Here is a 23,524-nt window from a genome sequence, read left to right on the forward strand (position 1 = left end):
CAGGTTCAGCGTTTTGCGCCCTTTGGTGGCACAAAGCGCTTGGACGTGTCCTTGGCATCGGCGCGCGGGCGGGCCGGGGCATCGGACTTGCGGGCAAAGGGCTTTTTGCCATCGCCAGCCGGTTTGAACCCGGCCGTTTTGCCAGCCGGTTTACCATCACGCTTGGCATAGGGGCGGGACTCATCGCCTTTGGGCGCATAGGTGCGCTTTTCGGCGCGGTCGCCTTCGGCCTTTGGCTTGTAGCCGGTGCCTTCAGCCGCATGGCTTTTGAAGCCTGCCGCGCGGGCCGGTTTGCCCTCACTGCCGCCAAAGGATTTGAACCCTGCCGATTTGAACTTGGCACCGCCAGCTGGGCCGTCTTCGCGCTTGGCATAAGGCTTGCGCTCTGCGCCGTCACGTGGGGCGTAGGGCTTGCGGTCACCGTCTTCGCGCTTGGCGTAAGGCTTGCGCTCTGCTCCGTCACGCGGGGCGTAGGGCTTGCGCTCTGCGCCTTCGCGGGGCGCATAGGGTTTACGCTCGGCGTCATCACGCTTGGCATAGGGCGTGCGTTCTGCGGCTGCACGTGGCGCGTAGGGCTTGTCTTCACGCGGCGCATAAGGCTTGCGCTCGGCATCGTCGCGCTTGACGTAAGGTTTGCGCGCCGGGGCCGGGGCGGAGATGATCGCGTCATCCTCGACCACGCGCGGCGACTTGGGCTTATAGGCCGGACGATCTTCGCGCGGGGCACGTTCTGGCCGCTCAAGGCTTGGCTCGCCTTCCATCCGCTCCATGATCAGACCCGGTTCCAGCTCCAGCTGCGGGCCGAAACGGCCTGCCAGTGGTTCGGCGATCTGCACATAGGTGATGTCTTCCTTTACCCGGATCGCGCCGATCCCGTCCTTGGAAATGCCAGCCCCATCGCAGATTTTCGGCAGTATCCAGCGCGCTTCGGCACGGCCGGAATGGCCGACGGTCAGGGTAAACCAGACGGAAGGGCCAAATTCGCTGCGTTCGCGCGGGGCCGATGCTGGCGGTGGCGGCAGGCTGTCGGACAGCACTTCCGGGGCCGACCGGCCTTCGCGCCACAACCGGATGAAGGCGGCGGCGGTCTGTTCAGCGCCAAAGCGTTCGATCAGGGTGCCGACCATGGCGGCATCGTCGCCGACAGCCTCGGTCAGAGCCGGGTGTTCCAGAATGCGCTGGTCATCGCGGGCCTGCACTTCTTCGGCGCTGGGGGCCTTGACCCATTGCGCCACGACCTTGGCGCCAGCCAGCAGACGCTGCGCCTTCTTCGCCTCGGCCGGGGGCACGATCAGCGCCGACACGCCCTTGCTTCCCGCGCGGCCGGTCCGGCCAGAGCGGTGCAGCAGGGTATCAGAGTTCGACGGCAGATCGGCGTGGATCACCAGTTCCAGACCCGGAAGGTCGATGCCACGCGCCGCCACATCAGTCGCAATACAAACCCGCGCCCGCCCGTCGCGCAGCGATTGCAGCGCGTGCGTGCGTTCCTGTTGGCTCAGCTCGCCCGACAGCGCCACGGCCTGAAAGCCACGGTTGGTCATGCGGGCCATCAGATGGGTCACGTTCATCCGGGTTTTGCAGAACACGATGGCCGTCGGCGCATCGTAATAGCGCAGCGCATTGAAAATCGCATGTTCACGGTCGCGCGAGGCGACCGACATGGCGCGATACTCGATATCGGCGTGCTGCTTGGTCTCGCCCTTGGCGATGATGCGCATGGCATCGCGCTGGAAGGTACGGGCCAGCGTCTCGATCTCTTTCGGCACGGTGGCCGAAAACATCAGCGTGCGACGATCCTGTGGGGCAGCGCCCAGAATGAATTCCAGATCCTCGGCAAAGCCCAGATCCAGCATCTCATCCGCTTCGTCCAGCACAGTTGCGCGGCAGAACGACAGATCCAGCGACCCGCGTTCGATGTGGTCGCGCAGACGGCCGGGCGTGCCGACAACAATATGCGTGCCACGGTCCAGCACGCGCTTTTCGGTGCGGTAGTCCATGCCGCCGACACAGGACGCAATCTGTGCGCCCGCCACGCCGTACAGCCAGTCCAACTCGCGCTTGACCTGCAGGGCCAGTTCGCGCGTTGGGGCCACGACCAGCGCAATCGGCTTGTCAGCGTAGAGCAGACGGTCAGAGCCTGCCAGAATTTCCGGCGCAATCGCCAGACCAAAGGCCACGGTCTTGCCCGACCCGGTCTGCGCCGAAACCAGCAGGTCACGGCCTTCAACGCCATCGGCCAGAACAGCCGTCTGCACTGCCGTAAGGGCTTCATAGCCCTTGGCTTCCAAAGCCTGCGCCAGCGGCGCGGCCACGTTCATATCGATCATTATATTTTCCAAAAGAGAGGATGCCATTGCATCCGTGAAGCCCTGTGCGGCGCCTTCTTTCCCTTTTGGCCGCGGGCCTCCTCGCCCGACGCGCCCCCGGAATCCTCGGGCCGACATCGGTGGCAATAGCGCAAATGCAGCCGGATGTATAGCGAAACTGACAAATAGCCGGGTTTCAAGCCGTGGAACGCCCGGCTCCAATTACTTGAAGCCGGGAATTGGCCGTTGTCACAAGGGGGCAGAGGGCCTGACAGTCACCTCAAAGATCAGGGGCTGACATGAACGGAACGCATTTCAAAAAGGGCACCACAGAGGACGCACAGGGCGCTGACCTGACTGCCAGTGTCAGCGCCTTGCTGCACGATCTGGAAATCGGGGGTGAGGCGGCGGCGCACCGCATGGCGCGGGAGCTTGATGGCTTTGACGGCGAGATCGTGCTGTCAGACCAGACCATCGCCGATGCCTGCGCCCGCGTGCCGCAAGGACTGAAAGACGACATCGCCTATGCGCATGAAAACATTGCCCGCTTTGCCCAGGCCCAGCGCGACAGCATCCGCGAGACCGAGGTCGAACTGCGCCCCGGCCTGACCGTCGGGCAGCGGTTGATTCCGGTGCAGGCGGCGGGCTGCTATGTGCCGGGGGGGCGCTACAGCCACATCGCCAGCGCGATGATGACGGTGACGACGGCGCGGGTGGCCGGCGTGCCCCATATCGCCGCCGTCTCGCCGCCACGCGCGGGCGCGCCGGGGGGGATTCCCGATGCCATCCTGTACACTTTGCACCACTGCGGGGCCGACCGGATTCTGGCGCTGGGCGGCATTCAGGGCATCGCCGCCATGGCTTTCGGGCTGTTCGGTCTGCCGCGCGCCGACATCCTTGTCGGCCCCGGCAATCAATATGTGGCCGAAGCCAAGCGTCTGCTCTATGGCCGCGTCGGCATCGACATGGTGGCGGGGCCAACCGACTCGCTCGTCGTCGCGGATGCGACGGCGGACCCGTTGACGGTGGCCTGGGATCTGATCGGGCAGGCCGAACACGGCGCGAACTCGCCGGTCTGGCTGGTGACCGACTGCGCCGCGCTGGCGACCGAGGTGGCGCGGCTGGCACCGCTGTGCGCCGCAGACCTGCCGCAACCGAACCGCGCGGCGGCCGAGGCGGCGTGGCAGGCTTTGGGTGAAATCATCCTGTGCCCCGACCGCGAGGCCATGGCGCGTGAGGCCGACCGCATCGCACCCGAGCATCTGCATGTGCAGGCCGCCGACCTGGACTGGTGGAAGGCCCGGCTGACCGCCTATGGCTCGCTGTTTCTGGGTGAGGAATCGACCGTGGCCTTCGGCGACAAGGCGGCGGGCACCAACCATGTGCTGCCAACCTCGGGGGCCGCGCGCTATACCGGCGGGCTTTCCGTCCACAAGTTCCTGAAAACCGTGACGTGGCAGCGGGTGACGGCAGAGGCCCTGCCCCGCCTCGCCTCAGTCACCGCCAACATCAGCCGCTTTGAAGGCATGGAGGGCCACGCCCGCACCGCCGATCTGCGGCTAAAGAAATATGCGACTCGCCTCTGATTCGCATTCTTGGCAAAAATACTCCGGGGTTGCCCGCTTGTTCGCCACTGGTTCGAGAACCAGCCGGCGACGGGCAGAGCCCCGGGGTCCTCAACCAGAAAGACACTCATCATGCACCTCTCCCGCTTTCCCCGCATCCGCCTTGCCCATCTGCCGACCCCGCTGGAACCTATGCCGCGCCTGACGGCCCTGCTGGGCGGGCCGGAGCTGTGGATCAAACGAGATGACTGCACCGGCCTTTCTACGGGCGGCAACAAGACCCGCAAGCTTGAATACCTGATGGCTGAGGCACTGGCGCAGGGCGCCGATATGGTGCTGACCCAAGGGGCCACGCAATCGAACCACGCCCGCCAGACGGCCGCAGCGGCGGCCAAGCTGGGGCTGGATTGCCATATCCTGCTGGAAGACCGTACCGGCTATAACGAGCCGAACTACCGGCTGAACGGCAACGTCCTCCTCGATGTGCTGCATGGGGCCACCATCGAACATCGCGGGCCGGGGCTGGATATGAATGCCGAGCTTTTGGCCGTAACAGAGACGTTTCGGGCGAAGGGGCGGCGGCCCTATGCCATTCTGGGCGGCGGGTCGAATGCGACCGGGGCGCTGGGCTATGTCAACTGCGCGCTGGAACTGCTGGGGCAGATGGTCGACCGTGGGATCAGCTTTGACCATATGGTCACCGCCACCGGATCGTCGGGCACCCATGCCGGGCTGATCGTGGGCCTCAAGGCGCTGAACGCGCAGCTGCCGCTGCTGGGCATCGGCGTGCGCGCAGCCAAGGATGTGCAAGAGGCGAACGTGTTCCGGCTGGCGCAGGCTGTCGAGGAAAAGCTGGGCACGCAAGGCGTGGTCAGCCGTGACGATGTGGTCGCCAATTGCGACTACATCGGGCAGGGCTACGGCATCCCCGCCGACAGCACGCTGGAGGCCATAGACATCTTTGCCCGGCAAGAGGCGATTTTGCTCGATCCGGTCTATTCCGGCAAGGGTGCTGCCGGGCTGATCGATCTGATCCGCAAAGGGCATTTCAAGAAGGGCGAGCGGGTGGTGTTTCTGCACACCGGCGGGGCGATCGGCCTGACCGGCTATACCCACGTATTGCCGCACGCATGAAGACGGTTGGCATTCTTGGCGGGATGGGGCCAGAGGCGACGATTCTGCTGATGCAGAGACTGTTGCGCGCGATGCCTGCGCGCGATGATGCCTGTCACATCCCCCTGATCGTGCATCAGAACCCCGCCGTGCCCAGCCGCATCGCGCGGCTGATCCACGGGGTGGGCGATGACCCCGGCCCGGTGCTGGCCGTCATGGCGCGGGATCTGCACGCAGCGGGCGCGCAGGCACTGGCGATGCCCTGCAACACCGCGCATGCCTATGCATCGCAGATCATTGCGGCAACGCCGCTGCCGTTTCTGGACATGCGGCAGGCCACGGTGTCTGCCCTGCCGCGCGGTCGGGTCGGCATATTGGCCTCTCCCGCCCTGCGGCTGACGGGGGTGTTTGACGAAGTGTTCGAAAGCGCCGGGATAGAGCCTGTCTGGCCGCAGGACGACGCCCCGGCTCTTGCGCTGATCCAGCGGGTCAAGTCGGGGAACAGCGGACCGCTGGCGGTGGCAGAGATGGCACGCCTGGCAAAAGAGATGGCGCGCAACTGTGACCACTTGCTCATCGCCTGCACTGAATTGTCCTTGCTGACGAACGCGATCAGGCAGCCCTTTACCGACAGCCTGGACTGTCTGGTGACAGAAATTCTGCGGTTTTCGCAGAATTAGAGCCTATTCTTCCTCCGCCACCTCTATCGCCCCCGCCAGCGCTGGCGCAATCGCGTCAAAGCGCGGCACCAGACGGCTGCGGATCAGCGCGCGGCAGTCGCGGGCCAGCTCTTCGGGCAAATGGCCCAGCTCATCCACCCGCGCGATCAGGTGCACCCGGCGCACATCCCCGGCAAAGGGCAGCGGCATCACCTCCAGATCCGGCAAAAACCGCTCCGCATCCATCAGGTTCAGCGGCGTGGTGATGGTCCAGCCGCCGGTCTGCACCACCATGGCCAGCACCGACCGCGTCGCCTCCAGCGCGAATCGACGGTCCGGGGTCATCCGCACCCGTGCCAGGTGGCGGGCGATGCGCTGGCCAATGGGCAGGCTTTCGGAATATTGCACAAAGGGCAGCCGGTCAAGCGCCGCGCGCACATCGCCGCGCACCGACCCTTTCCCCGCCACCAGCACAAACGGCTCGCGCAAAATCGGCAGCACGCGAAACGCGGATGTGTCTGGCGGCACCATGGCCGACACCCCGATATCCGCCTCGCGCGCAATCAGCCGGTCGATCACATGGTCGGACCGGCCCGAGAACGCATGCACAAAGCAACGCGACATCCGCGATTGCAGAGCAGACACCAGCACCGGCGTCAGCGAGGCATCCAGATCGTCGATGATCGCAAGGTTCAGCTGCGGCAGGCTGGCCAGACTGATCTCGGCCAGATCGGCCTGCGCCTCGGACAGTGCCGCCAGCAGCTTGTGGGCGTGGCGGCGCAGCACCTGCCCCGCCGGGGTCAGCGTCACCGGCTTGGCCTTGCGGTCAAACAGCCGCGCGCCCACCGCCGCCTCCAGCGCGGTGATGTGCTGGCTGACCCCGGAAGGCGAGCCGCCGATCCGCGTGGCGGCACCGATGACCGACCCCGCCTCCTCCAGTGCCACAAACACCCGCAAGCCCCGCAGGGTAAGTTCGGTAGAAGGCTTGGCATCGTCGCTCATCAGGGGCGCAGGCTGTCCATCACGCGGACCAGACCGGCAGAGATGCCGGGCTCAGACAGCGCATGACCGGCCAGCGGGATCATGTTCAGATGGCAATCATCCCAGCCTTCGGCCAGTTTCCAGGCCGAGGTCGGCGGGCAGATCATGTCATAGCGGCCTTGAATGATATGGGCGGGCAGATGCGTGATCCGGCGCTTTTCGCGCAAAATCCAGCCGTCTTCCTCCAGAAAGCCGCTGGCGTGGAAATAGTGGTTTTCCAGCCGCGAAAAGGCGCGCGCATATTCGCCCGGACTTTCGCCGACCGGGCCGTCATGATGGACTGAGGCCAAGGCATTTTCCCAGTTCGCCCAGACCCGGCCAAAGCGGGTTTCCTCCATCAGATTGCCCGAGAACAGGCGGCGGTGATAGGCGGCGATCAGGTTGTGCCGTTCATCCGGCGGGATCGGGGCGATGAAGCGCGCCCACAGCTCCGGAAAAAACGCCCCCGCGCCGCCGCCGTAAAACCAGTCCAGTTCGGCCTGCGTCATCAGAAACACCCCGCGCAGCACCAGATGCAGGGCGCGGTCCGGGTGGCTGATGGCATAGATCAGCGCAAGCGTGGCCCCCCAGCTGCCACCGAACAGGATAAAGGCGTTGATGCCCAACGCCTTGCGGATCGTTTCGATGTCGCGCACCAGATGCCATGTGGTGTTGTCCGACACGCTGGCATGTGGGCGCGACCGCCCGCAGCCGCGCTGATCGAACAGCACAACACGGTACACATTCGGGTCGAAATACCGCCGCATCGCAGGCGAACAGCCACCCCCGGGCCCGCCATGCAGCACCAGAACCGGAATGCCATCCGGCCGCCCGCATTGTTCGACATAGATCTTGTGGCCATCGCCCATGTCGATCATCCGCTGGTCGAACGGGTCAACCGGCGGGTAAAGATATTCAACTGCGCGCTTTTGGCCTGATCTCTGATCCATCATCGCTCTATATAACGCCTAAGCGTCCTGCATCCAAAGGGCATTCGGAAAGGAAAACTGATGGAAAGTCAAACAACCGTCGATCCGGCAGAGGTGGCGAAGTTTGAGGCGATGGCCGCCGAATGGTGGGACCCGAACGGCAAGTTCAAGCCGCTGCACATGCTCAACCCGTGCCGGCTGGATTACATCACCAGCCAGATCGCGGCGGAATTTGACCGGGATCTGACAAAGCCCTTGCCATTCAAGGGTTTGCGCCTGCTCGATATCGGCTGCGGCGGTGGCTTGCTCGCCGAACCGATGGCGCGGCTGGGGGCCGATGTGGTGGGTGCTGATGCCGCCCCGCGCAACATTCCGGTGGCGCAGGTTCATGCGGCGCAATCGGGGCTGACCATCGACTACCGCCATACCACCGCCGAGGCGATGGCCGCCGCGGGCGAGCAGTTTGACGTGGTGCTGAACATGGAGGTGGTCGAACATGTATCGGACCTGTTGGCCTATCTGACCGCCTGCCGGCAACTGCTGGTGCCCGGCGGGCTGATGGTCTGTTCGACCCTGAACCGCAATGCGAAGTCCTTTCTGATGGCGATCATCGGGGCCGAGCATGTGATGCGCTGGCTGCCCAAAGGCACGCATGACTGGAAAAAGTTCATCACCCCGGATGAGCTGTATGATCTGATCCGCAAGGCCGGGCTGGACCCGGTGGACCGCAAGGGCATGGTGTTCAACCCGGTCACATGGTCATGGAGCCTGTCCTCGCGCGATCTGGGCGTGAACTACGTGACGACCAGCGTAAAACGCTAAGCGCATGCCTGTCGGGCATTAGGGCGATCTTCACACCTGCCGTGACAGCATCGCGGCAGGGGCAAGGGCCCCGGCCGGTTCAGACAGGACGTGCAAGACATGAGACCCGCGCCCGTCAGCGCTGACCTGTCCGCCGGTCAGCATGAGATTTCGCGGGTCGGCAGCCAGTCGCGCCCGTTGCTGGCGGCGGCAGTGCTGTTCAGCGTGTTCGTCAATCTGCTGATGCTGACCGGCCCGCTGTATATGTTGCAGGTCTACGACCGTGTTCTGGCAAGCCGGTCAGAGGCGACGCTGGTCGCTCTTTCGCTTCTGGTGCTGGTTCTGTTTCTGGCAATGGGGCTGCTGGACCATGCGCGCGCGCGTCTGCTGGCGCGGATCGGACTGCGTCTGCAGGCGCGGCTGGATGGCAGGGTGTTCACCGCCGCGCTGGCGCGGGCCAGTGTGGCCCCGGATGATCCGCTGGCCGCATCAGCACAGCGCGATCTGGAGGCGATGCAACGGTTCTGGACCTCTCCGCTTGCACCCGCAGTGATGGATCTGCCGTGGACGCCGCTGTTTCTGCTGGTGATCTTCGTGTTTCACCCCTTGCTGGGCTGGCTTGCGCTGGCCGGGGGCGCGGTTCTTGTGCTGCTGGCGCTGGGGAACCAGATTTCCGGCAAAGCCCCGGTGCTGCGCGCAACGGCGGCCACCGTCGCGGCAGAGCGGATGGCCGACCGGCTGAAGGCGGATGCCGAGGTGCTGCGCGCGCTGGGCATGGCGCAGACGGCGCAGCACCGCTGGTCTGCGGCGCGTGGCCATGCGCTGACCAGCGGCCTGCACAGTGCCGATCTGTCTGGCAGGTTCAGCAGTGCGACACGCGCGCTGCGCATGATGCTGCAATCGGCGATCCTTGGCCTTGGCGCGTGGCTGGTGCTGCACGATCAGCTGAGCGCGGGGGCGATGATCGCGGCGTCGATCATCATGGGCCGCGCGCTGGCCCCGGTGGAACAGGCGATTGGCCAATGGGCGACTCTCGCCCATGCGCGTGATGGCCGGGCGCGGTTGTTGCGCCTGCTGTCCTCTCAACCGCCCGAAGCCGCCCGCACCCCCCTGCCCCGGCCCCGCGCCCTGCTGGAGGTGAAGGGAGTGTCGCTGATGCTGCCCGGCAATCCGGCACCTGTGCTGCGCGACATCAGCTTCCGGCTGGAACCGGGGCAGGCATTGGGTATCATCGGGCCATCGGGGGCGGGCAAGTCGACGCTGGGGCGCGCCATCGTCGGGGCGGTGCGACAGGTGGCGGGCCAGATCCGGCTGGATGGCGCGGAACTGGCACAGTACGGCCCGGATGTGCTGGGCCGCAACTTTGGCTATCTTCCGCAGGCCGTGTCACTGTTCGATGCAACCGTGGCCGAGAATATCGCCCGGCTGGACCCGCAGCCCGATGCGGCAAAGGTGGTGGCCGCTGCCAAAGCGGCGGCGGCGCATGAGATGATTCTGAAGCTGGCAAAGGGCTATGATACGCCGCTATCCTCCATCGGCGGGCCGCTGTCGGGTGGCCAGATCCAGCGCATCGGGCTGGCGCGGGCGCTCTATGGTGATCCGGTGCTGCTGGTGCTGGATGAACCGAATTCCAACCTCGACAACGACGGGTCGGTGGCGCTGAATGCAGCGATCCGCCAGATCAAGGGGCTGGGCGGTGCGGTGATCGTGATTGCCCATCGCCCGGCGGCGATTCAGGAATGCGATCTGCTGCTGATGCTGGAGGACGGCCAGCGCCGCGCCTTTGGCCCGCGCGATGACGTGCTGCGCGGCATGGTCAGGAACCATACGGAACTGGTCCGCGGAAGCGGTTCGGGTGTGTCATGACCGGGCAGGATCTGCCCCCCGGGCTTGGTGCGAAGGGGCCGTTTTGGCTTGGCGCGCTGACGCTGCTGGTCCTGATCGGCGGCGTCGGTCTGTGGTCGGTTACGGCACAGATCTCCGGTGCCATCGTCGCCTCTGGCCGGATAGAGGTGGAACTGAACCGCCAGATCGTGCAGCACCCTGACGGCGGTGTCGTGGCGCAGATTCTGGTCACCGAAGGGGCCAGCGTTGTGGCGGGCGATATTCTGCTGCGACTGGACGGGGCGCTGGTCAGGTCAGAGCTGACGATCATCGAAAGCCAGCTGTCTGACGTGCAGGCCCGCCGCGCACGGCTGGAGGCAGAGCGTGAGGATGCGCCGCAGATGGTCATCACCGGGGCGCACTTGCTGCGCGCATCCGAAAACCCCGACGCGGCAGACCAGATTGACGGCCAGCGGCGGCTGTTTGCGGCGCGTGGCGAAACGCTTGCCGGCACGGTTGAACAGCTGAACAGGCGCATCGCACAAACCCTGTCGCAGATTGCGGGCATTGATGCGCAGGTGCGCGCATTGTCAGATCAGCGTGACCTAATCGCGCAGGAACTGGCGGATCAGCAGGCCCTGCTGGCCAAGGGTCTGGCGCAGGCCCCGCGTGTGCTGGCCCTGCAACGCGAGGCGGCGCGGCTGGCCGGTCAGGTCGGCGAACTGGCCGCATCGCGCGCGCAGGCCGAAGGCCGGATCACCGAGATAGAGCTGCAAATTCTGGGCCTGTCGTCGCAACGGCGCGAAGATGCGGAAACGCAGCTGCGCGACATCGGCACGGTTGAACTGGAGCTGATTCAGCGCCAGCGCGCCCTGTCGGAACAGGTGGCGCGGCTGGAGATCCGCGCGCCGGTGTCCGGCACGGTGCTGGGCCTGCAGGTCACAACCCCGCGCGCGGTGCTGCGCCCGGCGGACCCGGTGGCTTATCTCATCCCGCAGGACCGCCCGCTGCTGATCGCAGCGCGGATCGCGCCGATCCATATTGATGAGGTCTATGCCGGCCAGCCAGCAAAGCTGATGTTCCCGGCGTTTTCCGCCCGCACCACGCCGGAGCTGCACGGCTTTGTCACATTGCTGTCAGCCGATGCCCTGACCGACCCGGCAACCAGCCTGCCCTATTACCGCGCCGAAATCTCGATCCCGCCCGCAGAGGTGGAGCGGCTGGGCCAGACCCTGCTACCGGGCATGCCGGTGGAGGCGTTTCTTCAGACCGGGGCGCGCACGCCCTTTGCCTATCTGGTCAAACCCTTCACCGACTATTTCAGCCATGCCTTTCGCGAAAGCTGACGGTCAGCCCATCCGTTCCGACGCATAGGAACCGGGCGAGGCGGGGAAGACAACGGTCTTGCTGCCATTGATGAACACCCGGCCATGCACATGGGCATGGATCGCGCGCGACAGCACCTGGCTTTCCACGTCGCGGCCCAAAGACACATAATCCTCATTCGATTGCGCATGGGTCACGCGGATGATGTCTTGTTCGATGATCGGGCCTTCGTCCAGGTCGCCGGTCACGTAATGCGAGGTGGCGCCGATCAGCTTCACACCCTTTTCAAACGCCTGCTTGTAAGGGTTGGCCCCTTTGAAGCTGGGCAGGAAAGAATGGTGGATGTTGATGATCCGGCCCGACATCTTGCGGCACATCTCATCCGACAGCACCTGCATGTAGCGCGCCAGCACGATCAGTTCCGCCCCGGTGTCTTCGACAATGCGCATCTGTTCGGCCTCGGCCTGCGCCTTGTTCTGCGGCGTGACCTTGATGCAGTAATAGGGAATATCCTGATTCACCACGACCTTCTGGTAATCCATGTGGTTCGAGATCACGGCGGCAATCTCGACCGGCAAGGCGCCGATGCGCGAGCGATACAGCAGGTCATTCAGACAGTGGCCAAAGCGGCTGACCATGATGATGACGCGCCGTTTCACCAGCTCGTCAAAGAACTCGGCCTGCATCCCGAACCGTTCGGCAATCGGGCCAAACCCGGCGCGCAGATCCTCCAGCCCGCGGCCCCCCTCGGACCGGAAGCTGACCCGCATGAAGAAATTGCCGGTGCCGGTATCGTCGAATTGCGAGCTGTCGGTGATGTTGCAGGACTGGTCGGCCAGAAAGGTCGAAATGGCCGCGACGATCCCACGGGTCGAGGGGCATTGGACGCGAAGCGCAAAGCTGGTCATCGGGTGGTCTTTCACAGGAGGTGTGGCCAAGGGGCATGCGGCGGATGATAGTCAGCCGCCCTTACACCCGAATGACCGGCTGCGAACAAGCATGATCCATTCGCGTCTTCCCACCGCACCATGGGCCGCCCCCGGACGCCGGATTACTCCGCCGCCGCCAGCGGCGGGGCCGGTCGCACCCCGGCAAGCGCATCCAGCCGGTCGCGCAGCACGCGCTGTTCGGCATCCAGCAGCGCGATGCGTTCGGCCAGCACTTCGGCGGGCGGTGCTTCGGCATCGACTTCCTTGGGCCCGACAAAGCGGCTGAACAACCGGGCCAGCACGCGGCTCAGGTCATCCATGATCAGGTAGAATGCAGGCACCACCACCAGCGACAGCACGGTGGATACGATGATGCCGCCGATCACCGCCGTCGCCATCGGCGCGCGGAACGACCCGCCCTCCCCCACGCCCAGCGCCGAAGGCAGCATGCCCGCCGACATGGCGATGGATGTCATGACAATCGGCCGCGCCCGTTTGTGCCCGGCTTCCATCACAGCGGCGAAACGTTCCATCCCCTGCGCGCGCATCTCGATGGCGAAATCGATCAGCAGGATGGCGTTCTTGGTCACGATCCCCATCAGCATCAGAATGCCGATCAGCACCGGCATCGACACGGCAGAGCTGGTCAGAATCAGCGCACCCGCCACGCCACCAATCGCCAGCGGCAGGGAAAACAGGATGGTGAACGGCTGGATCACCGATTTGAACAGCAGGATCAGCACGGTCAGCACCAGCATCAGACCCAGCAGCATGGCATTGCCAAAGCTGGCCACCATTTCATTCTGCACCTCGGCATCGCCCGCCTCTTGCACCCGCACGCCGGGGGGCAGTTCGACCGAGTCGACCACATCCTTGAACCGTGTGGTTGCGGTGCCCAGCGCAACACCAACAGGAAGGTTCGCACCAATGGTGGCGCGGCGTTCGCGGTTGAAGCGGTTGACGGTTGACGGGCCTTCGGCAATCTCCACATCGGCCACCGCCGCCAGCGGTACGGTCGCGCCTGTGGCTGTGGTCAGCTTCAGCGCCGAAATGCGGGCCAGATCTTCGCGCGCGGCATTGTTCAGCCGCACCCGGACGGGGACCAGCCGGTTGTCGATCGACAGTTTGGCCAGCGCCGCATCGACATCGCCGATGGTGGCGACCCGCACCACTTCGGCAATCTGCGCCGTGGTGATGCCCAGACGGGCGGCTTCGTCCATGCGCGGGGTGATCTGAATCTCGGGCCGGGGCAGCGCGCCTTCTGTCGCGACATTGGCCAGCAGCGGATCGCCCGACAGCGCGGTTTCAAGGCGGCTGACGGCAAGGGTCAGATCGGCCTCGTTCGACGACAGGACAGAGAAAGAGATGTCGCGCTGACCCCGGTCATTCAGCTTGAAGGCGCGCATGTCGGGCACAGATGCCAGTTGCCTGAACACCTCTTCCTCGATCACGTTCTGCGGAATGGTGCGGCCCTTGTTTTCAACCTCGGGCACCAGTCCGCCGATCACCGGAATGCTCCGCCCGATCTGCGACAGTTTCAGCAGCAGCGAATGATCCAGCCGGGTCAACAGAATGGTGACAGAGGCGCGGCGGATATCACGGTCGCCGGTGGGCGATGCCCCGCCAAGGATGAACACGTTGTCGATCCAGTCCACATCCTCAATGGCCGCATAGATCGCCTTGGTCGTGCGTTCTGTCTCATCCAGCGTGGTGCCGGGGGGCAGTTCGACCGACACCGCGATGCGGCTGACATCTTCGGGCGGCAGGAAAGATCCGGGGATCTGGATCATGAAATAGACCGATACCGCCAGCACCCCGATGGCCGACATCAAGGTGACATAGCGAAACCGCAACGAAGTGCGGATCAGCCGCAGATAGCCGGTCATGATCCAGCCGTCATTGTGGCTGTCGTCATGCCCGTCCTTGTCGCGCATGAGGTAAGCCGCCATCATCGGGGTGATCAGCCGCGCCACGATCAGCGAGAAGATCACCGCGATGGCCACCGTCATCCCGAATTGCCGGAAATACTGGCCGGGAATGCCGGGCATGAACGACACCGGCACAAAGACCGCCACGATGGTGAAGGTGGTGGCAATCACCGCCAGACCAATCTCATCCGCAGCCTCGATCGCGGCGCGGAACGGGGTTTTGCCCATGCGTATGTGGCGGGCGATGTTTTCTATCTCGACGATGGCATCATCGACAAGAATGCCGGTGGCGAGGGTCAGGGCAAGGAAAGACACCAGGTTCAGCGAGAACCCCAGCAGGTCCATGATGAAAAACGTCGGAATGGCGGAAAGCGGCAAGGCGACGGCGGCAATCAGCGTGGCGCGCCAGTTCTTCAGGAAGGCCAGCACCACAAGAATCGCCAGAATCGCGCCCTCGATCAGGGTGTGCAGCGCGGCTTCGTAGTTGCCGTAAGTGTAGAACACGGTTTCATCGACCAGTCCGATCCCGACTTCGGGGTTTGCCGCGCGGATCACATCAAGCTGCGCATTGACGGTTTCGGCCACCGACACCTCGGACGCGCCGCTGGCGCGGTAAACGGCAAAGCTGACCACGCGGTTTCCGTTCAGGCTGGAAAAGCTGCGCAGCTCTTCATAGCTGTCGATCACCTCGCCCAGATCGGCCAGCCGCACCTTGCGGCCCGATGGCAGCCCGATGGTGGTCTCGGCCAGACGCTCTACCGTTGCCGCATCGCCCAGCGTGCGGATTGCCTGCTCACCCGAGCCAAGTTCTGACCGGCCAGAGCCGAGGTTGGCATTGGTGGCGCGCAGCTGCTGGTTCACCGCCGCCGCGCTGATGCCAAAACTGTCCAGCCGCACCGGATCAAGCTCGACCCTGATTTCGCGGTCAGCCCCGCCAAAGCGCGACACGCGGCCAATGCCGGGGCGGCCCTGCAACCCGCGCGTCACGGTGTCGTCGACGAACCATGACAGCTCTTCCAGCGTCAGGTTGGGGGCTGTGACGGCAAAGGTCATGATCGCCTGACCTTCAACGTCGATCCGGCTGACAATCGGGGCCTCGATTGACGCGGGCAGATCGCCACGGATCTGGTCAATCGCGTCTTTGGTATCCTGCACCGCCTTTTCGGTCGGCACTTCCATGCGGAATTCAACCACGGTGGTTGATATGCCGTCATTCACGGTAGAGGTGACGTTCTTCACCCCGTTGATGCCCGCAACGGCATCTTCAAGTTCCTTGGTGACCTGACTTTCCATCTCTGCCGGGGCGGCACCGGGCTGCACCACGGTGATGCCGACCAGCGGCACGTCGATGTTGGGAAAGCGGGTGATCGGCAGGGTGTTGAAGCTGTTCCAGCCCAGCACCATCAGCAGGAAAAACGCAAGGATCGGGGCGATGGGGTTCTTGATGGACCAGGCGGAAAAGTTCATGGCGCGTCCCCGTCAGTTCGTCGCCGGGACCGGATTGATCCGGTCACCGTCACGCACAAAAGCCCCGGCCTTGGTTACCACCACATCGCCGTCGGCAAGCCCGGACAGGATTTCGACCCAGCCGCCATCGCGGATGCCAGTCTGCACCGCCACACGCTGCACTGACTCACCCGTCACCTTCATGACGGTCGCACCGTCGGGGCCAGACCCGACTGCGGTAACCGGCACCGCGATCACGTCATGTTCAGCCACCAGAATTTCCGCCTCGACATACATCCCGGCGCGCACGCCGCTTTCGTCATCGACCGCGATCCGGGCCCGGCCAAGGCGCGACTGGGCACCGATCACCGGCTCGACCAGACGCAGCGTGCCTTGCAGCGGCGTCTTTGGCCCCACCAGCCGCAGGTTTGCGGTCTGACCGGGGGCAAGCCGCATCACATCGGCCTCGGCTACATCGGCCAGCACTTCCAGCGCATTGTCGCGGATAAGGGTGAACATCGGTTCCCCCGCAGCCGAGGCGATGGACCCCACGCGGGCATTGCGGGCGGTGATTTCACCCGACACCGGGGCTGTCACCTCGGTCCGGCTGAGCTGCAGATCAATATTGGCCATCTGTGCCTCGACCAGCGCAATCTGGGCGCGGGCGGCTTCGAGTGACTGCACCGCCACGGTCACGCGGGCGGTGGCGGAGATGGCGTTCGACTGCGCGGTATCTGCCGCCGCCTGCGACGCGGTGCCTTGCTGCCGCAGGGCCGAGGTGCGTTCGGTCACCCGCTGCGCCTCTTCCGCTGTGCTGCGCGCCTCCAGCAACTGGGCTTCGGCCTGCGCAACCGTAGCGCGGGCCGAAGCGAGCGAGGCGTTGAACTGGCTTTTCTGCAATTCCAGCGTGGATTTGGACAGCACGGCCAGCACCTGCCCGGCCTGCACCACATCGCCGACATCAACCAGAAGCGCCTCTATCGGCTGGCCTTCGATCAAGGGCGCGACCTGCACGTTTTCAATCGCCGCAATCAGGCCCGAGGCGATGACACGGTCGCGCAACACGCGCTTGCCAACCGCCGACACGGTGATGGCAGGCGCAACCTGCGCCGTGGCGGGCTCGGACGCGGCGGCGGTTTCCGCCAGCACCGGAGAAAAGGGGAAAGCCGCCAGAAAAACGGGAAGAACATAAAGAAACGGGCGCATCAGGTCAGCCTTTCGCGGCAGCAGATGTGGCAATGTCATCAAGAGTGCGGTTGATGTTACGCAGCACCAGCCGCGTCAGATCAGCCGTCGTGGGATTGTCGACCGGCTGCATCCCGCAGGCCTTGACCATCATCACCAGCAGATGGGCATGTGCGGTCCAGCGGCTTTCAGCTTCGGCAACGGTCACTTTGGCGGCCTGGGCAAAGATCGTGATCAGATGTGTGACGATGCCCCGCTCCATCCGATAGGCGATCTCGCCAATCTCGGGCTTTCGCAGGGCGGCTGCCGTGATTTCGGCCCAGATCTTGCCGTCGCCCCCACACTCCGCCTCGGTTATCTTGCGTTCGATGGTTTCGCGCAAAGCCTGCATCGGGTCGGGGTTGATCAGGATGGCGGCAAAATCCTGCTCCATCTCGTCCATATCAAGGGCGATCAACGCTTCGACGATCGCTGCCTTGGAAGAAAAATAGCGGTAGAAATTGCCGACGCTCATTCCCGTCTTGCGCGCGATATCCTGCATGGATGCGCCGTCAAAGCCCTTTTCCGCAAAAGCGCGGCGGGCGCTTTCCAGAATTTCCGCCGTGCGCTGATCGGCGAGCGGTGTGTCGGTTAAAATTTCCATAAAATGCCCGAGAATGAACGTTCATTCATCAGGTGGCCAGAATTCCGGAAACGTCAAGTGGTACGGCACTGTTTTACGAAAAACAGGCCGCGCCAAGCATGTTCTGACGCGAAATGATGCGTCTGGTCAGATATCCTTGACCAGACGCAGCGCATCATAGATCGCGGCATGGGTGTTGCGCGACGCCACCGCATCCCCGATTCGGTACAGTACAAACCCTGCCGGGCCAGTGCCTGCGGGTTGCGGCTGGCCTGCGATCATGGCGTCGTAATCGACAAAACCAAGGTTGTGCGACTGTGGTTTCAGATCGAAATACAGATCATCAAGCGGCTGGGTGCCATGGTTCACTACGATCTGGTCAAACACCCGCTCCTTGGTCACATCCATGTAATCCGACCCGATCACCGCACGCAGCTGGTTGCCGTCGCGCTGCACCCCGCGCAGGCGATAGGTGACGGTGAATGTCACCGGCTTGTCCTGCAATGCCCGCATATAGGGCACCAGGTTCATGGCCATCACCTCGGGCGCAAAGCTGCGGTCGGGGGTCATCACCTCGACCGTGGCACCGGACTCGGCCAGCCGTTGCGCCGCCTGCAGGGCGGTATGGTCGCCCGCATCATCATACAGCAGCACATTCGCCCCGGGTTTCACATCGCCCGACAGAATATCCCAGGCGCTTACCGTCAGGTCGTTGCCAAAGCCAAGCACCGCCGTTTCCGGCATGCCCCCTGTCGCGATGATCACCACATCAGGCGACAGCGCCAACACATCCGACGCCTCGGCATAGGTGTTGAAGTGGAACGCGACCCCGCGCGCCGCGCATTGCGCCATGCGCCAGTCGATGATGCCGATCATCTCGGCCCGCCGTTTGGTCTGCGCCGTCAGCCGCACCTGACCGCCGGGCTGATCCGCCGCCTCCAGCACCGTGACCCGGTGGCCGCGTTCCGATGCCACCCGCGCCGCCTCCAGCCCTGCCGGACCTGCGCCGACGATGACCACATGTCTGGTGGCAGGGGCGGGCGACACCTCATGCGGCATGGTCTCTTCCCGCCCGGTTGCGGGGTTGTGGATGCACAGCGCCATGCCGCCCTGATAGATCCTGTCAAGGCAATAGGTGGCCCCGACGCAGGGACGGATATCCTCCTCCCGCCCCTCAACAATCTTGCGCACGATATGCGGGTCGGCCATATGCGCCCGGGTCATGCCGACCATATCCAGCTGGCCCGACTGCACGGCATAGCGCGCGGTCGCCACATCAGGGATGCGCGCGGCGTGAAAGGTGGGCAACCCCACCTCGGCCCGCACCCGGCCTGCGAAATCCAGATGCGGGGCTGATTTCATACCTTGGATCGGGATCACATCGGTCATCGCCGGGTCAGTGTGGATGCGCCCCTTGATGATGTTCAGGAAATCCACCAACCCAGAATCGCGGAACATCTTGCCGATGGCGATGCCATCATCGGCATCAATCCCGCCCGCCTCGGCCTCATCCGCCGTGTAGCGCACGCCCAGCAAAAACCGCTCTCCCACCCGTTTGCGGCAGGCGGCCAGCACCTCCATCGCAAACCGTGCCCGGTTTTCCAGAGAGCCGCCATAGGGTGCGGCAAGCGTATTGGTAAGGGGCGACATGAACTGGTCCATCAGATGGCCGTAGCATTCAAATTCCACGCCATCGAGGCCAGCGGCCTGCATCCGCTCGGCCGCATCGGCGTAATCGGTGATGATGCGGTCAATGTCCCAATCCTCGACCACCTTGGGAAAGGCGCGGTGCGACGGTTCGCGCGCAGGGCCTGCCGCCACCACCGGCAGCCAGTCGCCCTTGTCCCACCTTGTGCGGCGGCCAAGGTGGGTCAGCTGGATCATCACCGCCGCCCCGGCCTCATGGCAATCATCCGCCAGACGCTTCATCCACGGCACCACCTCATCCTTGTAGGCCAGGATGTTGTTGAACACCGGCGGGCTGTCCTTTGACACCGCCGCCGACCCGGCGGTCATGGTCAGCGCCACACCGGCACGCGCGCGTTCCAGATGATACAGCCGGTAGCGGTCTTTCGGCATCCCGTCTTCGGGATAGGCCGGTTCATGGCTGGTGGTCATGATCCGGTTGCGCAGGGTCAGGTGTTTCAGCTGATAGGGTTGCAGCAGCGGATCGTTGGTCATCGGGCACCTTCGTTGTTTTCCGACAGCCTAGGTTTGCGGCGCATTGCGTGCTGACAGAAAAGCGACCGCTGAATGTCTGTTCCTACCGCCCAAGCGGCGTTGACAGTGCGGGCCGGGCAATCGCACTCTGCCAAAGACCGACACGGGGGAAGACATGCGCAGCTATGCGCGGCCACAGACACTGGACGAGGCAATTGGCATGCTGGCGCAAGGCCAGCGCCGGATTTTGGCTGGCGGCACCGATCTTTACCCGGCAGCCGGGGTGCAGCTGGATGGGGACGTGCTGGACCTGACCGCGATTGCCGCGCTTGACGGCATCACGCCGGGGGCCGGGCTGCGCATCGGGGCCTGCACCACATGGACGGCGATTGCCGAGGCCGCGCTGCCCCCCGCCCTGCGCTGCCTGCAACAGGCGGCGCGGCAGGTCGGCGGGCGTCAGGTTCAGAACGCGGGCACCATCGGCGGCAACCTGTGCAACGCCTCTCCCGCCGCCGACGGGGTGCCGCCGCTGCTGGCGCTGAATGCGCTGGTGGAACTGGCGGGGCCGCAGGGCCTGCGGCAGCTGCCCTTGGCGCAGTTCCTGACCGGGCCACGCCAGACGTTGCGCGCGAAGGATGAAGTGCTGACGGCGGTGATCGTGCCCGAAGCGGCCCTGCATGGACATTCCAGCTTTGTAAAGCTGGGCGCGCGGGCCTATCTGGTGATCTCTATCGCCATGGTGGCGGCGCGGGTTCAGGTGGCAGATGGCCGCATCACCAGTGCTGCGATTGCGGTGGGGGCCTGCTCTGGCGTGGCGCAACGGTTGCCAGCGGTAGAGGCTGCGTTGATCGGTGCGCTCTTGGCCGACGCTGCCGCCAGAGTGCGCGCGGCAGATCTGGCCGCCGCCTTGTCGCCGATAGATGACGTGCGCGCCACCGCCACCTACCGTATGGTCGCCGCAACAGAACTGGTGCGCCGCGCCGTGACCGGGGCGCATGCATGATCGGCTTTACCCTGAACGGCCAGCCCGTCACCACACAGGCCGCGCCCACCGCAAGGCTGACCGAAGTGTTGCGCGATCATCTGGGCAGGGTGGGCACCAAGGTCGGCTGCGATGCCGGTGATTGCGGGGCCTGTACGGTTTTGCTGAACGGCGCGCAAGTCTGTGCCTGCATGGTGCCAGCGGCGCGCCTGTCCGGTGCGGACGTTGAGACGATTGAGTCGGATGCCAAAGATCTGGACCAGTTGCGCGACGCCTTTCTGCGCCATGGGGCCGCGCAATGCGGCATCTGCACGCCCGGAATGCTGATGGCAGCGGTCGATCTGCGCCGCCGCATAGCCGCGCCGACCGAGGCGCAGGTGCAGGATGCTTTGGGCGGCGTGCTGTGCCGCTGCACCGGCTATCGCAAGATCATCGCGGCGATCTGCGATACCGGCGTGGCAGAGCCTGCTATGGCCGATGGCGTGGGGGCCTCTGTCACCCGCCTTGACGGGCAGGCCAAGGTGCGCGGCGACCGTTTCGGCGCGGATGACTGGCCCGAAGGCGCGCTGACTGTGGTGGCGTTGCGCTCTCCCCACCCACATGCACGGTTCCGCTTCGGTGATCTGGCGGGCTTTGCCCGGCGGCCCGGTGTGGCCGCCATCTTCACCGCCGCCGATATCCCGGGCCGCAATGCCTTTGGCGTCATCCCCGCCTTCGCCGATCAGCCCGCCATCGCCCAAAGCCCGGCTCGGTTTCGCGGCGAATGCGTGGCGCTGGTGGCGTTTGAGGCCGGAACAGAGCCTGATCTGACAGGCTTTCCGGTCGACTGGGACCCGATGCCACCCCTGACCACCCCGGCAGAGGCCGAAGCGCCGGGTGCGGCACTGGTTCACCCGGACCGCGCCGCCAATCAACTGATCGAAGGCCGGGTGATCCGGGGCGATGCCGCCTCTGCCCTGTCGCAATCGGCCCATGTCGTGACCGGCACCATGCAGACCGGCTATATCGAACACGCCTATATCGAACCCGAGGCTGGCGCGGCATGGATGGACGGCGACACGCTGGTTATCCGCGCCTGCACGCAGGCCCCGGTGATGGACCGTGACGATACCGCGCTGGTGCTGGGCCTGCCGCCCAACCGGGTGCGGATCATCCCGTCGGCGGTCGGGGGCGGGTTTGGATCGAAGCTGGATGTCAGCCTGCAACCGCTGATCGGTCTGGTCACGCTGAAAACCGGGCGGCCCTGCCGCATGGTGTATTCGCGGCGCGACAGCATGACCTCGACCACAAAACGCCACCCGGCAGAGATGCAGGGCAGCATCGGTTGCGACGCGACGGGGCGGCTGACCGGACTGCAGTTTGAGGGGCGGTTCAACACCGGGGCCTATGCCAGCTGGGGGCCGACGGTGGCGAACCGGGTGCCGGTACATGTCACCGGGCCTTATCTGACGCCAAACGTCCATGTCCGGGCCCGCGCGATCCATACCCACGGCCCGGTCTCGGGTGCCTTTCGCGGCTTTGGCGTGCCGCAGGCGGCGCTGTGGCAGGAAACCCTGTTTGACCAGCTGGCCGAACAGGCAGGGCTGGACCGGCTGGAGTTCCGCATTCTGAACGCCCTGCGCGATGGCGACGCCACCGCGACGGGTCAGGTGCTGCAGGCCACCGGGATCAGGGCTTGCCTGACCGCGCTGCGCCCGCATTGGCAAAGGGCCATGTCAGAGACGCTTCCGGGCCGGGGCGTCGGGGTGGCATCGTGCTGGTACGGCTGCGGCAACACCTCGCTGCCCAACCCGTCCACCATCCGCATCGGCCTGTCACCTCAGGGCCGGGTGTTGCTGCATCAGGGCGCGACCGATATCGGTCAGGGGTCGAACACCGTGATCGCACAGATTGCGGCGCAGGCGCTTGGCCTGCCGCTGACGCAGTTCACCCTGATCGGCCCCGATACCGCGCTGACCCCCGATGCCGGCAAAACCTCGGCCAGCCGGCAGACCTTTGTCTCTGGCCGCGCCGCGAAAGCGGCGGCAGAGGCGCTGCGCCAGCAGATCCTGCGGCTGGCGAATGCCGGGGATGGCGCGCAACTGGTGCTGAACGGCGCCGGGCTGACCGTTACCGAAGGCAGCACCCGCCGACAGATAGACCTTGCCACTCTGCCCATCGACCGGCATGGCTATGTGCTGACAGCCGAAGAAACCTACGACCCGCCCACCTCTTCCCTCGACGAAAACGGTCAGGGCACGCCCTATGCGCTCTACGGCTACGGCGCGCAGATGGTGGAACTGCAGGTGGACCCCGCGCTTGGCACCCTGCGCCTGCTGAAAATCACCGCCGCGCATGACGTGGGCCGCGCGATCAACCCGCAGCTTGCCACCGGCCAGATCGAAGGCGGCATCGCCCAGGGCATTGGCCTTGCGCTGATGGAGGAATACCTGCCCGGCCGCACTGAAAACCTGCACGACTACCTGATCCCCACCATCGGCGATGTGCCCCCGATCGAGAGCCTGCTGATCGAAGTGCCAGACCCCGAAGGCCCCTACGGTGCCAAGGGCCTCGGCGAACATGTGCTGATCCCGACCGCCCCCGCCATCCTGAACGCCATCCGCCACGCCACGGGTGCGGCATTGACGCAAGTGCCTGCACTTCCGCACCGGCTTCTGGCTGCGCTGAAGGGAGCATCAGACCTATGATGCCCCTTGCCCTTCATCTTGGCCAAAATACTCCACGGGGGT

Annotated in this window: 16 protein-coding genes; 8 read left to right on the forward strand and 8 right to left on the reverse strand. The window is 64.9% G+C overall.

Translation table 11 applies throughout. From position 1 onward, the window contains the following. Positions 1-5 precede the first annotated feature (5 nt). Positions 6-2,327: a DEAD/DEAH box helicase gene (locus Q7J44_RS11390; RefSeq protein ID WP_304879931.1), complete on the reverse strand. Its 2,322-nt coding sequence runs from the start codon at positions 2,325-2,327 to the stop codon at positions 6-8. A 278-nt stretch (positions 2,328-2,605) separates the two neighbouring features. Between Q7J44_RS11390 and hisD the strand changes: the two genes are divergently transcribed. From hisD to Q7J44_RS11405, 3 genes are all read left to right on the forward strand, one after another. Next, on the forward strand, positions 2,606-3,892 hold the full coding sequence (hisD, locus tag Q7J44_RS11395) for a histidinol dehydrogenase (RefSeq protein WP_304879932.1): 1,287 nt from the start codon (positions 2,606-2,608) through the stop codon (positions 3,890-3,892). Positions 3,893-4,003: 111 nt separating this feature from the next. Beyond that, on the forward strand, positions 4,004-5,005 hold the full coding sequence (locus Q7J44_RS11400; protein WP_304879934.1) for a D-cysteine desulfhydrase: 1,002 nt from the start codon (positions 4,004-4,006) through the stop codon (positions 5,003-5,005). Beyond that, entirely contained in the window at positions 5,002-5,664 is a 663-nt protein-coding gene (locus Q7J44_RS11405) for an aspartate/glutamate racemase family protein (protein ID WP_304879936.1), read from the forward strand. Before Q7J44_RS11400 ends, Q7J44_RS11405 begins: the two co-directional genes overlap by 4 nt. A gap of 3 nt (positions 5,665-5,667) precedes the next feature. Here Q7J44_RS11405 and Q7J44_RS11410 read toward each other — a convergent pair whose 3' ends face one another. Continuing rightward, entirely contained in the window at positions 5,668-6,645 is a 978-nt protein-coding gene (locus Q7J44_RS11410; RefSeq protein WP_304879938.1) for a LysR family transcriptional regulator, read from the reverse strand. Continuing rightward, entirely contained in the window at positions 6,645-7,613 is a 969-nt protein-coding gene (pip, locus tag Q7J44_RS11415) for a prolyl aminopeptidase (RefSeq protein WP_304879940.1), read from the reverse strand. The genes Q7J44_RS11410 and pip overlap by 1 nt, the downstream gene beginning before the upstream one ends. Positions 7,614-7,673: 60 nt before the next feature. On the opposite strand from pip, the gene ubiG reads away from it, so the two are divergent. The 3 genes from ubiG (at position 7,674) to Q7J44_RS11430 (ending at position 11,563) form a co-directional block, all read left to right on the forward strand. Continuing rightward, positions 7,674-8,414: a bifunctional 2-polyprenyl-6-hydroxyphenol methylase/3-demethylubiquinol 3-O-methyltransferase UbiG gene (gene ubiG, locus Q7J44_RS11420; protein ID WP_304879943.1), complete on the forward strand. Its 741-nt coding sequence runs from the start codon at positions 7,674-7,676 to the stop codon at positions 8,412-8,414. A gap of 99 nt (positions 8,415-8,513) precedes the next feature. After that, the gene (locus tag Q7J44_RS11425) at positions 8,514-10,259 is read left to right on the forward strand and encodes a type I secretion system permease/ATPase (protein WP_304879946.1); all 1,746 of its coding nucleotides are present in this window, start codon (positions 8,514-8,516) and stop codon (positions 10,257-10,259) included. Then, the gene (locus Q7J44_RS11430) at positions 10,256-11,563 is read left to right on the forward strand and encodes an HlyD family type I secretion periplasmic adaptor subunit (protein ID WP_304879948.1); all 1,308 of its coding nucleotides are present in this window, start codon (positions 10,256-10,258) and stop codon (positions 11,561-11,563) included. Before Q7J44_RS11425 ends, Q7J44_RS11430 begins: the two co-directional genes overlap by 4 nt. A gap of 3 nt (positions 11,564-11,566) precedes the next feature. Here Q7J44_RS11430 and purU read toward each other — a convergent pair whose 3' ends face one another. The 5 genes from purU to Q7J44_RS11455 form a co-directional block, all read right to left on the reverse strand. Next, positions 11,567-12,451 (reverse strand): formyltetrahydrofolate deformylase, encoded by an 885-nt coding sequence (gene purU, locus Q7J44_RS11435; protein ID WP_304879950.1) that lies wholly within the window; start codon positions 12,449-12,451, stop codon positions 11,567-11,569. 143 nt (positions 12,452-12,594) lie between these two features. Further along, a complete protein-coding gene (locus Q7J44_RS11440; protein WP_304879951.1) occupies positions 12,595-15,867 on the reverse strand; it encodes an efflux RND transporter permease subunit in 3,273 nt (1,090 codons plus the stop codon). Between the two features lie 12 nt (positions 15,868-15,879). Next, positions 15,880-17,052: an efflux RND transporter periplasmic adaptor subunit gene (locus Q7J44_RS11445; RefSeq protein WP_304879953.1), complete on the reverse strand. Its 1,173-nt coding sequence runs from the start codon at positions 17,050-17,052 to the stop codon at positions 15,880-15,882. 4 nt (positions 17,053-17,056) lie between these two features. Continuing rightward, positions 17,057-17,674: a TetR/AcrR family transcriptional regulator gene (locus Q7J44_RS11450; RefSeq protein WP_304879955.1), complete on the reverse strand. Its 618-nt coding sequence runs from the start codon at positions 17,672-17,674 to the stop codon at positions 17,057-17,059. A gap of 126 nt (positions 17,675-17,800) precedes the next feature. After that, the gene (locus tag Q7J44_RS11455) at positions 17,801-19,834 is read right to left on the reverse strand and encodes an NADH:flavin oxidoreductase (protein WP_304879957.1); all 2,034 of its coding nucleotides are present in this window, start codon (positions 19,832-19,834) and stop codon (positions 17,801-17,803) included. 154 nt (positions 19,835-19,988) lie between these two features. Here Q7J44_RS11455 and Q7J44_RS11460 point away from each other — a divergent pair, with 154 nt between their 5' ends. Next, complete coding sequence (locus tag Q7J44_RS11460; protein WP_304879959.1) at positions 19,989-20,816, forward strand: xanthine dehydrogenase family protein subunit M; 828 nt, start codon at positions 19,989-19,991, stop codon at positions 20,814-20,816. Next, complete coding sequence (locus Q7J44_RS11465; protein ID WP_304879960.1) at positions 20,813-23,482, forward strand: molybdopterin cofactor-binding domain-containing protein; 2,670 nt, start codon at positions 20,813-20,815, stop codon at positions 23,480-23,482. The genes Q7J44_RS11460 and Q7J44_RS11465 overlap by 4 nt, the downstream gene beginning before the upstream one ends. Positions 23,483-23,524: the final 42 nt, after the last annotated feature.

The organism is Pseudotabrizicola sp., assembly GCF_030656345.1.
Lineage (GTDB): Bacteria > Pseudomonadota > Alphaproteobacteria > Rhodobacterales > Rhodobacteraceae > Pseudotabrizicola.

Bases quoted from the DNA above. Each gene is read 5' to 3' on its own strand.
- hisD (WP_304879932.1), top strand. From the start codon at position 2,606: ATGAACGGAACGCATTTCAAAAAGGGCACCACAGAGGACGCACAGGGC.
- Q7J44_RS11405 (WP_304879936.1), top strand. From the start codon at position 5,002: ATGAAGACGGTTGGCATTCTTGGCGGGATGGGGCCAGAGGCGACGATT.
- Q7J44_RS11465 (WP_304879960.1), top strand. From the start codon at position 20,813: ATGATCGGCTTTACCCTGAACGGCCAGCCCGTCACCACACAGGCCGCG.
- Q7J44_RS11455 (WP_304879957.1), bottom strand. From the start codon at position 19,834: ATGACCAACGATCCGCTGCTGCAACCCTATCAGCTGAAACACCTGACC.
- Q7J44_RS11445 (WP_304879953.1), bottom strand. From the start codon at position 17,052: ATGCGCCCGTTTCTTTATGTTCTTCCCGTTTTTCTGGCGGCTTTCCCC.
- Q7J44_RS11410 (WP_304879938.1), bottom strand. From the start codon at position 6,645: ATGAGCGACGATGCCAAGCCTTCTACCGAACTTACCCTGCGGGGCTTG.
- purU (WP_304879950.1), bottom strand. From the start codon at position 12,451: ATGACCAGCTTTGCGCTTCGCGTCCAATGCCCCTCGACCCGTGGGATC.
- ubiG (WP_304879943.1), top strand. From the start codon at position 7,674: ATGGAAAGTCAAACAACCGTCGATCCGGCAGAGGTGGCGAAGTTTGAG.
- pip (WP_304879940.1), bottom strand. From the start codon at position 7,613: ATGGATCAGAGATCAGGCCAAAAGCGCGCAGTTGAATATCTTTACCCG.
- Q7J44_RS11425 (WP_304879946.1), top strand. From the start codon at position 8,514: ATGAGACCCGCGCCCGTCAGCGCTGACCTGTCCGCCGGTCAGCATGAG.
- Q7J44_RS11400 (WP_304879934.1), top strand. From the start codon at position 4,004: ATGCACCTCTCCCGCTTTCCCCGCATCCGCCTTGCCCATCTGCCGACC.
- Q7J44_RS11430 (WP_304879948.1), top strand. From the start codon at position 10,256: ATGACCGGGCAGGATCTGCCCCCCGGGCTTGGTGCGAAGGGGCCGTTT.
- Q7J44_RS11440 (WP_304879951.1), bottom strand. From the start codon at position 15,867: ATGAACTTTTCCGCCTGGTCCATCAAGAACCCCATCGCCCCGATCCTT.
- Q7J44_RS11460 (WP_304879959.1), top strand. From the start codon at position 19,989: ATGCGCAGCTATGCGCGGCCACAGACACTGGACGAGGCAATTGGCATG.
- Q7J44_RS11450 (WP_304879955.1), bottom strand. From the start codon at position 17,674: ATGGAAATTTTAACCGACACACCGCTCGCCGATCAGCGCACGGCGGAA.
- Q7J44_RS11390 (WP_304879931.1), bottom strand. From the start codon at position 2,327: ATGATCGATATGAACGTGGCCGCGCCGCTGGCGCAGGCTTTGGAAGCC.